This is a genomic window from Chamaesiphon sp. OTE_20_metabat_361, assembly GCF_031364565.1.
Map to the genome: position 1 here is coordinate 1 of NZ_JANLWO010000430.1, position 9,174 is coordinate 9,174.

A 9,174-nucleotide genomic window follows, 5' to 3' on the forward strand; every position below is an offset into this window, starting at 1 on the left:
TGCTGCTTGTCTGCGGGATATGGATTATTATCTCCGCTACGCTAGCTATGCGATCGTTGCTGGAGACACGAATGTTTTAGACGAGCGGGTACTCCAAGGCTTGCGAGAGACTTATAACTCCCTGGGTACTCCGATTGCACCTACCGTGCGGAGCATCCAAATCATGAAGGATCTAGTTAAAGATCGGCTGGCATTAACTGGGATGCTCGATACTAGTTGCGTTGATGCGCCGTTCGACCATATGACTCGTGAAATTAGCGAACGCGACATCTAAGTTGCGTCGATACTAGTGGTGCTGATGCACTCGGCTCTCCAGCAGTTATGGTGATAAGCAAGACTTATTGAAAGCGGATGCTAAGCTGAGCCTTTGTTTCCCGACGGTTTAGCGACCCAAATCGCGCCGTAGGCGAAGACGTGTCGCTAGACGGTTCCCTCGTGCTAAGCGTTTGGGTCAAGACAAAAGCTAGCCCTGCTATTTAAAATAGCAGGGCTAGCTTTTGCTTTTCTGGTAAATTGCGGTGAGGTTCGCTCATCGCAATTATAATCGTTCAAACTGCCACATACGCGAGAGCAAGGTTAATTAGCTGTTTAGGCTATTACGCTGCTGCTGGCTCTGGAGTTACAGCAGTGAGACTGTCCAGTGAAAGGGGAATCAGATCGCAAGTACTAGTCAGACCTAATAACATTTGCTCGTTAGGATTGATAATTTTGCCAGTGATCCCACAGCGCTCTTCGGCATTTGCAGTTGCAGCAACGGTAGCGCGGATATCTTCAGAAGTAAATCGGTGGCGGTAGTCGCCAGATTTCTGCTGAACGTATTTCCACAGAACCTCACGAATTAGAGCTTGATAGCCTTGATGTCCAGAAATTTCTTTCAGGCGTTCTTTTAGTTCGCGCTCTAGACGAATGCTAGTCACCTCCATCTCAGTGGTGGGTGTGCGCTTTAATGTGTGCATTTTCAGTTGCTCCGAGAACTTGGTATAAACAGGGTGGTGTATTTAGCGTAGTATTATTCGCGTTAAATTGCAAACATCTACTCTATTTATAATTATTCCGTAATACGGTACATTTGTGCGCTTTTGTAAATTAACAGTTACGGAATCGACCACAAAAGTACTGTTAGTAGGATTTGTCAGTAGCGATCGATTTAGGATTGGAGCGCTCGCGAAGTTACCAACAGCGGGGTGCAGAACGCCATCGACTCAATTTAGCTCGCGGATGACGATGGCGAGAACTCTTGCGATCGCCATCGATCCTCACAATTTCCTCACAATCTTTCATTAAGCTACAACGATGAGCCAGCGCTCGGATTTCATCAAATTTCAGAAAAAACCATGTTGAAGTTGATTTACACAGAAACATCTCTACATCTAGAACTGCTGACTTCCGATCTCGAAGAATGGATCGAGCAACGATTGATATTCGACACTAGCATCGGTCAGAAAACCCTGACTAGCGCCGAAAAAGCCACTTTTTTATTGCCATCGCTGGTTTGCGAAGCCACGGCACTTAATTCATACCTGGATCGCGAGGGCGTGCAAGGTGTGAGTGTCGATCGATGCGATCTCGATCGAGTTGAAATCGAGTTACCAGGCTATTGGCTGGCAACAGACTTAGATAGTGCCGAAGGGATCTTCGTCACCCAATTACCAGATCGAGTAGAATCATATCTGTGGCAACTATGGGACAGTGCCCATAACCACTCGGTGACTAGCGATCGGGCGATCGGGTAAGTATGATATCGATCTCCACGATCGATATATTATTCCGGTATTGGCAAAATTGAAAAAACAACGTCTAGATTTATTACTGGTAGAACGGAATTTATGTGCATCTCGCCAGTTAGCACAACGCTGGATTCAGGCTGGAGAAGTGCGCGTCAATGGTGAAGTCGTAGATAAATCAGGCACGGCAATCTTAGTGACAGCCACAGTTGAAGTCAAAGCCAGAGCGCGATTTGTCTCCCGTGGTGGTGAAAAATTAGCCAAAGCATTGGACGTATTTTCGATCGCCACACGCGATCGGATCTGCTTGGATGCAGGCATTTCAACAGGCGGTTTCACTGATTGTCTACTGCAAGCTGGCGCAAAGCAAGTCTACGGGATCGACGTCGGCTACGGTCAAGTAGACTGGAAACTGCGGACTGACGATCGTGTTGTTCTGCGCGAACGGACGAATATTCGCCATCTGGCTCCGACCGAACTATATGGCGGAGTGGATGGTGCATATTCAGCCATCCTACCAGATCTGGGGGTAGTTGACGTATCATTTATCTCCCTGGTAAAAATATTACCCGCATTAAAACTGTTGCTAGCACCACCAAAAGAACTCGTATTGCTAGTTAAACCACAATTTGAGGTAGGTAAAGAGGCGATCGGGAAAAATGGAGTAGTGCGAGATTTAGCAGCGCAAGCCAAGGCAATTTGGGGGGTATTAGCAGCAGCACAAGAGTTAGGCTGGGATTATCGCGGTTTAACCTGGTCGCCACTCGTCGGCCCCGCCGGGAATATTGAGTATTTATTGTGGTTAAATACAAATGGTGATGAACTCATAACGCCACCAGATTTAGCTGCGATCGATTTGTTGACTGTATCTGCTCGCGAAGCGTTGGGTAGAGGGTAGATGGGAGTTTGGAGATGGGAGTTGGGAGAGGGTAGAGGGTAGAGCTAATAGAATATAGAACAGTCCCCCGTCTCCCAGTCTCCTCGTCCCCCCGTCTCCTCATCCCCCCGTCTCCTCGTCCCCCAATCCTCATCCCACCTCCCAACTCCCATCCCCCATCTCCCAACTGAACTATGGCAATCCAACTGCGTGTATATGTCCCCCCACATCCATTAATCAAACATTGGTTGGGGATGGCGCGGAATGTCGAGACATCGCCCAAAATCATGCGCCAAACCTTGGCAGAATTGGGGAAATGGTTGGCGTATGAAGCGATTCGGGAATGGCTCCCGACGATCGAGCTTCAGATTCCGACACCGATGGCGGAAACCACGGCAACATTCGTCCATCCGCAGACTAAACTGGCGATCGTACCCATTTTACGAGCGGGATTGACATTAGTTGAGGGGATTCAGTCAGTCTTACCTCTGGAGTCGGCGATTTATCATCTGGGACTAGTGCGCGACGAACAGACATTGTTGCCCAGTTGCTATCTGAATAAATTACCCGATAGCTTCGATCCAGACACGCGGATTATCATCGCCGAGCCGATGCTGGCAACTGGGGGGACGATAATGCAAGCGATGACAGAATTAGTTAAAAGAGGGATCGATCCAGCTTACGTGCGGATTATTGCGATTATCGCCGCACCCCCAGCTCTCCAAAAACTCAGCGAAACTTATCCGACGATGAGTATTTATGCCGCGATGATTGATGAACATGTCAATGAATCCGGTTTTATCGTCCCCGGCTTGGGTGATGTTGGCGATCGCGCTTTTGGAACGTAGGGAAGGTGTTAGGCTTTAGGTATTAGGTGTTAGGGAAAATCCTTGTTGGCACAACAAGTAACAGAATGAGCCACGTCCTGTTTAAAGTCCGACCCCTCAGTCCTAAAACCTAAAACCCAAATCCGATCCCTAAAGCCTAAAGCCCAATACCTAACACCTAATTGCACTATCGTCGTTTTGGCAAAACTAACCTTTCCCTTTCCGCATTCTCCCTCGGGACGATGCGGTGCTTAGCCGATCCTGAGATCGCTTATCGTACCGTGCGAAAAGCGATCGAAATGGGGGTCAACCATTTAGAGACAGCCAGAGGCTACGGACAAAGCGAGCGGTACTTGGGACTAGCACTCGATCGATTACCAGTAGATCGATCGCAACTGCATATTACAACCAAATTACCGCCGACAGCCGATCGAGCCTTAATGGCACAGTGGATCGATGAATCACTAGAGCGGTTGCAAGTAGATTATATCGACTGCGTAGGAATTCATGGGATTAATACAGCCGAACATTTAGACTGGGTGAAAAATGGCTGTTATGCAGCGATTAGCGACGCGATCGAGTGTGGTAAGGTCAAACACCTCGGTTTTTCGACTCACGGTAGCTTAGAGCTGATTTTAGCCGCGATAGAGACACAATTGTTTGAATTTATCAACCTGCATTATTATTATTTTTACCAACGATTAGCACCTGCGATCGAGTTAGCGAATAAATATGACATGGGGATATTTATCATTTCCCCTGCGGACAAAGGTGGCAAACTCTACACACCACCGCCGCAGCTAGTAGAATTATGCCAACCATTGACACCTTTAGCATTTAATTATCGCTGGCTATTAGCCGACGATCGAATTACCACCCTCAGCCTCGGCGCTGCTAATCCTGACGAACTCTATCCCGCCCTCGATCTCGCCGATGCCCACTATCCACTTACAGTAATAGAACAGGAAATTATCGATCGATTGGCGCAGCAATTACAAACCAGTCTCAACACCGATCTATGCAGTCAATGTCACGCCTGCTTACCTTGTCCCGCCCAGATTAATATCCCCGAAGTACTGAGACTGCGAAACCTGGCGGTTGCTTATGAAATGACCGATTATGGACGATACCGCTACCAGATGTTTGAAAATGCCGGACATTGGTTTCCCGGAATGAAAGCCAATCATTGTAACGAATGTGGCGATTGTCTACCACGTTGTCCGCAGGAATTAAATATTCCCGAATTGTTAGCCGATGCTCACGAAAAACTGCATACTCGTCAGGGCAGAAGATTGTGGGAATAAACTCACGAGATTTATCATTTTCTTGCCACAATCGAGCCATGAAAACCCCTTCGATCGGCAGATTTCAACTTTTTTCAAAATGTTCTTAAATGAACATTTTGTTGACGACCAGCACAAAAAACATTTACACAGACGCAGCTATTATAGCGTGTAACGCATCATCATCCGATCGGATGAAATAGCCGCGAAAATTTTGTGTTTCGACTGTTTCAGACGACCGCGCCGATCCGTTAAATATGGGCATGGTAGGTTGGATAAAACAACACCAAACTCAATCTAAGATTTTACCTAGATATTCTTCCCAACTGTAACTAAGTGTGTAACTTATCGAAGTGTTGATGCAGCCGAACCGATATCGAGCGACTCTGATTGACTTTGTTGTGTAAATGATAGAACCCAACTCGCAGCCAAAGCATAGTCTAGAGTATATCGAGCGATCGCAAACATCACCACACTCTCACCTACTGATAAACCATCGATCCAAACTTGTGACAAACTAAACGCGTCCACATCAATATGCGCCAAACCGCGTACCAGCCCAAAAGCTAACACCGCACCAGAATTGAGATGATGGTTGCGATCGGTACGGATGATATAACGGTAAGTAACGCCAAATAGGAAACCGCTGACGATCGCGATCGCCACTTCCACACCCAGGCTTAGCAACGATTTTGGGTGGCTCAACCACAGAGATCGATCCACAAGCATCGTTATCCCATCGAAGATACCTGCGGCAATTCCCCCAAGACTGCCAGCCTTAATTGATTCGATTCTTTCTAGTCGATCGTGCATGGGGACTTAGTATACGGAACCAGCACCGATAAATCAACATTTGTGCAAAGTAATGTAAAAGACCGAGATCGCAGATCGCGAATGTGGGAAGTATTGTAAAGTAGATGGCAGCGATTCGCGCTCCTCGGGTTCCCCGAGGGTTTGGCGAATCAGCGACCGAAACGCACGTTGAGGGAACCTCAGCGCGATTTCGGTCAAGACAAGACAGCTAAGTTGGTGCGGACGAGTCGTAGAGATCGCCCCCTCACCAGTTAAAATACAAGTAATAATTCAAAACCAAACAATGGTAGACCGTCCAATCAAGAAAGCCGATCGTCAAAATCCACCTGTTGAGAGTGACGGCAACCCCAAAGCTTCCGAAGCTCCGAAGAAAAAGAGTAGCGAGCGTGAGAGTCGCGGTGGGGACAAAGGTAGTAGTAGAAGAGACTCCAACAAACGAGACGAAACCAAAGCACCTGAAAATCTCGCACTGATGAGAGGGCCAAAACCCAGCAAAGCTAAGCCCCCAGTCATCAAGGCAGCATCAGAAACGGATGTAGAGACAGAAACAGCCGCTGATGCTGGAGACGCAGCAGCGACAGAAGAGAGTTAAATTAGCTCGCCGATGCTGGCAATCTCGGTAGCCAGAACTTAGCGTTAATTTAGGTATTAATCCTGTGGCAGCTCTCGATCTGGCGATCGAGAGCTGCTAATTTTTCGGATCGATGAGCTAGATTGAAAATGCTAATTTCGACTGTCTGTCAGCGCTTTTCGAGCGATACAGGCGATCGATTGTGCTGGTGGCGGGGCATCAGCGCCAGCTAAAAACTCAATCAGCCGATCTTTGAAGCCTAATTTACCTGGCTCGCCGCGAAACAACTCATCGCCAACGTTATGATAATGAGGATACAGCTCGATCGTAAAGCCCAATGGTGCGAGGGTATCGTGATAGAGTGCAGGTGTCACCCCATCCCCTGGCTGAGCATTGTGAATCTCAGTTGCCAATCGCCAAGCGATCTCGTGCGGAGATTTATAGACATCTGCTCTCCCTGGCAACCAATACATCGGAAATCTTTTTCTAGCTTCGACGACGAGCAATGGCAACCCTTGATAAGTAGATGTATTGCACAAGGGGTCTTCATCGGTAATCAACAAACCCCCCGGACGCACTAGCCGTGCCGCTTGCGCCAAAACCTGCGCCATATCATCGCAATGATGTAATACGGCATTGAGAGTGACGATATCCGCGCAACCTTCAATCAAGGGGAGATCGTGAGCATCGGCGAGTAGCGGCGTGTAACCAATCTGCCGCGCATGTTGCAGCGCACCATGACTAATGTCAATCCCCAAGATCGTCCGAGGCGAACCACCAACGGCGGCGAACACATTACCAGGGCCGCAGCCGATATCGATGACAATTTTGTCATCCCAATTGCCAACAGCAGCTTGCCAGCGTTTGGCAAATTCTTGACTGCTATTTTCTAGTTTAAAATACTTCAATCCAAATTCTGGGTCGCCAAAGAAGCTGGCATTGGCAAGCATACCGGGACTCCAATGCGGAATTTCACAGCTCGGGATCGGTGCCGCTCGATCGACTATCGATCGCGAATGCGGCTGGCTAGGCTGTATCAGTCGATCGATCTGAATATTGGGAGCCAGATATGGGGATATCGTCGCGGCAGTGGTTAACATTAGCTAAATTTCTCTGGAATATTATAGATAATCTGTGCGCGGAAACTAATGCTACGGGGTATTTGATTGACATTGGTAGATGCCTAAAATAGGCAGGAAAGTGTAAGTTGAACGAAGCTATACTCGTTACTAGTCATTGTATAGACTCATACTACTAACAAGATTATACTCTAAGAATATATATTTAATTGTTACCTATTAGCCATAAATTGCGCTCGTAGTCACGGTCTGGTCGATGGACGGATAAATTCGATCTGCTTAGCTCGGCAGCGATTTTCATTGACTAAACTGCTGGGGCATCCCGATTGCTATGGCGATCGCCACTGAGGTGAAATATTCTCAAACAAGCTGGTCGATCGGGGAGATCGGGCTATAATGGCTGTCGATTGCTATGAGAAAAGTTATGACTAAATATGTGCTGTGGGGTAGTTATTGTGAAGATGTTGTCAATAAACGCGCCCCCTATCGATCGGCACATTTAGCGGGACTAGCACAGCAAAAGGCCGATGGCATCCTCGTGACGATCGGCCCAACGCAAGACCTCACCAAAGTTTTTGGCATCTACGAAGCGACTGATGCCCAGCAAGTCTGCCAGCTCATCGAAGCCGATCCTTACTGGGTAAATGGAATTTGGACGGAATATCAAGTCAAAGAGTGGATTCAAGCCATTTGAAGCTGGGGAACATTTTGGCAAATATTCGCTCGAACTAATTAGCAGGAAAGATCGCCAGTAGCAATGGGTACTCTAAAATAATCGGTGTCGATTTTGGGGCGGATGTCAAAATCGACACTCCACTCAGATCGCATTCCCCCTCTCGAACCTGCTTAACCGCATTGGCGTAGCCGCGTTTCGGCAGATCCGACGCGAAGCTGAACGCTATAGGTAATCGCGCCACCCTCCATTGATATAATCGGATTACAGATCTTAAATTTTACCAAACAGCATCACCATGACTATTCGCCGTCAGTATAGTTTGCCAAACTGTACCCTCGTTTTAGACGGGTTGAGTGATGGCAGATCCACCACTGGGATTACCGATCCGCGCCCCATTATGTCTAGTTTGTTTAATGCTGAATGCCACTTTGTCGGCTGCGAACAGCCCCTAGTTGGCGGACGGGATTTTCTGACTAGTTTGGTGACAACAGTCAGTAACTATGCCCAAGAATTTTTAAGCGGGATCTCCCACCCTTTGTCAGAGCCAGCTCACAGCCTAGTTTCGCTAGTTAAAGGCGATCGCGACAATATCCATCAGCTCCAAGCAACGCTGGATCCTGATGCTACCGCCGTGGCGCAGCCGACACGGGTAAATTTAACCACAGTGCAACTATTCGATCTGCTCGAAGCGATCGATCAATTTCTGGCAGACAGAAGAACTTTACCAGAGATCGTAATTCCGCTCCAGCCGATTCGCAAAGCCATCGCCCAGCCGATCGCGACACAGGCTGTCCCCATCGGCTTAGGAGTAGCTAGTTTGGTGGCAGCGAGTCTGATCGGCTATGCTCTACCCTCACCAAAAGTCCCTGCTCCCCAGGCACCCCTCCCGACGACAACCACCGCCCCCGCCACTCCGAAGCCACCCGCAGCTATTCCCCAACCCGCAGCAACTACCACGCCAGCACCCAGTAGTGCCGTACCGAGCAAAACTGGCACTCTCACTAGCGCGACTCAACTCGGCTTCCTAGAGCGGAAATTGCAGCGGGATCTCCGTCAGGATTGGCAGCAGCGAGATCGATCGCCGCAACCTGCTAGTTTTCAAGTCAACGTCAATCAGGACGGTCAGATCGTCGGTTATCAGCCTGTCGGGACGACAAATCCCGCCCAGTCCGAACTCACGCCGCTACCCAAACTCGCCATCAAAAATCCCAATCCCAATCAAGCGATCGGTAATTTTAACGTCGTATTCAATCCGACAGGGACAATCGAGATCGCAGCAACCACTCCCGTTGCAGGTGCGGATTTAGGCAAACCAATTAGCGAC

Annotated in this window: 10 protein-coding genes and 1 pseudogene; 8 read left to right on the forward strand and 3 right to left on the reverse strand. The window is 48.4% G+C overall.

Annotation, left to right across the window (positions count from 1 at the left end; all coding sequences use genetic code 11):
* Nucleotides 1–274, forward strand: a pseudogene (locus tag RMO35_RS12485) (allophycocyanin subunit beta); the annotation flags it as partial.
* 322 nt (nt 275–596) lie between these two features.
* Here the strand turns inward: RMO35_RS12485 and RMO35_RS12490 are convergent.
* Complete coding sequence (locus RMO35_RS12490) at nt 597–956, reverse strand: hypothetical protein (protein WP_309741596.1); 360 nt, start codon at nt 954–956, stop codon at nt 597–599.
* 378 nt (nt 957–1,334) lie between these two features.
* On the opposite strand from RMO35_RS12490, the gene RMO35_RS12495 reads away from it, so the two are divergent.
* From RMO35_RS12495 to RMO35_RS12510, 4 genes are all read left to right on the forward strand, one after another.
* The gene (locus RMO35_RS12495; RefSeq protein ID WP_309741597.1) at nt 1,335–1,733 is read left to right on the forward strand and encodes an alr0857 family protein; all 399 of its coding nucleotides are present in this window, start codon (nt 1,335–1,337) and stop codon (nt 1,731–1,733) included.
* Nucleotides 1,734–1,782: 49 nt separating this feature from the next.
* The gene (locus RMO35_RS12500; protein WP_309741598.1) at nt 1,783–2,622 is read left to right on the forward strand and encodes a TlyA family RNA methyltransferase; all 840 of its coding nucleotides are present in this window, start codon (nt 1,783–1,785) and stop codon (nt 2,620–2,622) included.
* 173 nt (nt 2,623–2,795) lie between these two features.
* A complete protein-coding gene (gene upp / locus RMO35_RS12505; RefSeq protein ID WP_309741599.1) occupies nt 2,796–3,449 on the forward strand; it encodes a uracil phosphoribosyltransferase in 654 nt (217 codons plus the stop codon).
* A gap of 161 nt (nt 3,450–3,610) precedes the next feature.
* A complete protein-coding gene (locus RMO35_RS12510; protein WP_309741601.1) occupies nt 3,611–4,732 on the forward strand; it encodes an aldo/keto reductase in 1,122 nt (373 codons plus the stop codon).
* A 324-nt stretch (nt 4,733–5,056) separates the two neighbouring features.
* Here the strand turns inward: RMO35_RS12510 and RMO35_RS12515 are convergent, their stop codons facing one another.
* On the reverse strand, nt 5,057–5,524 hold the full coding sequence (locus RMO35_RS12515; protein WP_309741603.1) for a hypothetical protein: 468 nt from the start codon (nt 5,522–5,524) through the stop codon (nt 5,057–5,059).
* A gap of 283 nt (nt 5,525–5,807) precedes the next feature.
* On the opposite strand from RMO35_RS12515, the gene RMO35_RS12520 reads away from it, so the two are divergent.
* On the forward strand, nt 5,808–6,116 hold the full coding sequence (locus RMO35_RS12520) for a hypothetical protein (protein ID WP_309741604.1): 309 nt from the start codon (nt 5,808–5,810) through the stop codon (nt 6,114–6,116).
* Nucleotides 6,117–6,247: 131 nt separating this feature from the next.
* Here the strand turns inward: RMO35_RS12520 and RMO35_RS12525 are convergent, their stop codons facing one another.
* Nucleotides 6,248–7,195, reverse strand: coding sequence for a class I SAM-dependent methyltransferase (locus tag RMO35_RS12525; RefSeq protein WP_309741605.1), 948 nt, complete (start codon nt 7,193–7,195; stop codon nt 6,248–6,250).
* 403 nt (nt 7,196–7,598) lie between these two features.
* On the opposite strand from RMO35_RS12525, the gene RMO35_RS12530 reads away from it, so the two are divergent.
* Nucleotides 7,599–7,868 carry a YciI family protein gene (locus tag RMO35_RS12530; RefSeq protein ID WP_309741608.1) on the forward strand — a complete coding sequence of 90 codons (270 nt, stop codon included), beginning with the start codon at nt 7,599–7,601 and terminating at the stop codon, nt 7,866–7,868.
* Between the two features lie 277 nt (nt 7,869–8,145).
* On the forward strand, nt 8,146–9,174 hold a 1,029-nt coding region (locus tag RMO35_RS12535; RefSeq protein ID WP_309741607.1), incomplete at its 3' end, for a DUF4335 domain-containing protein.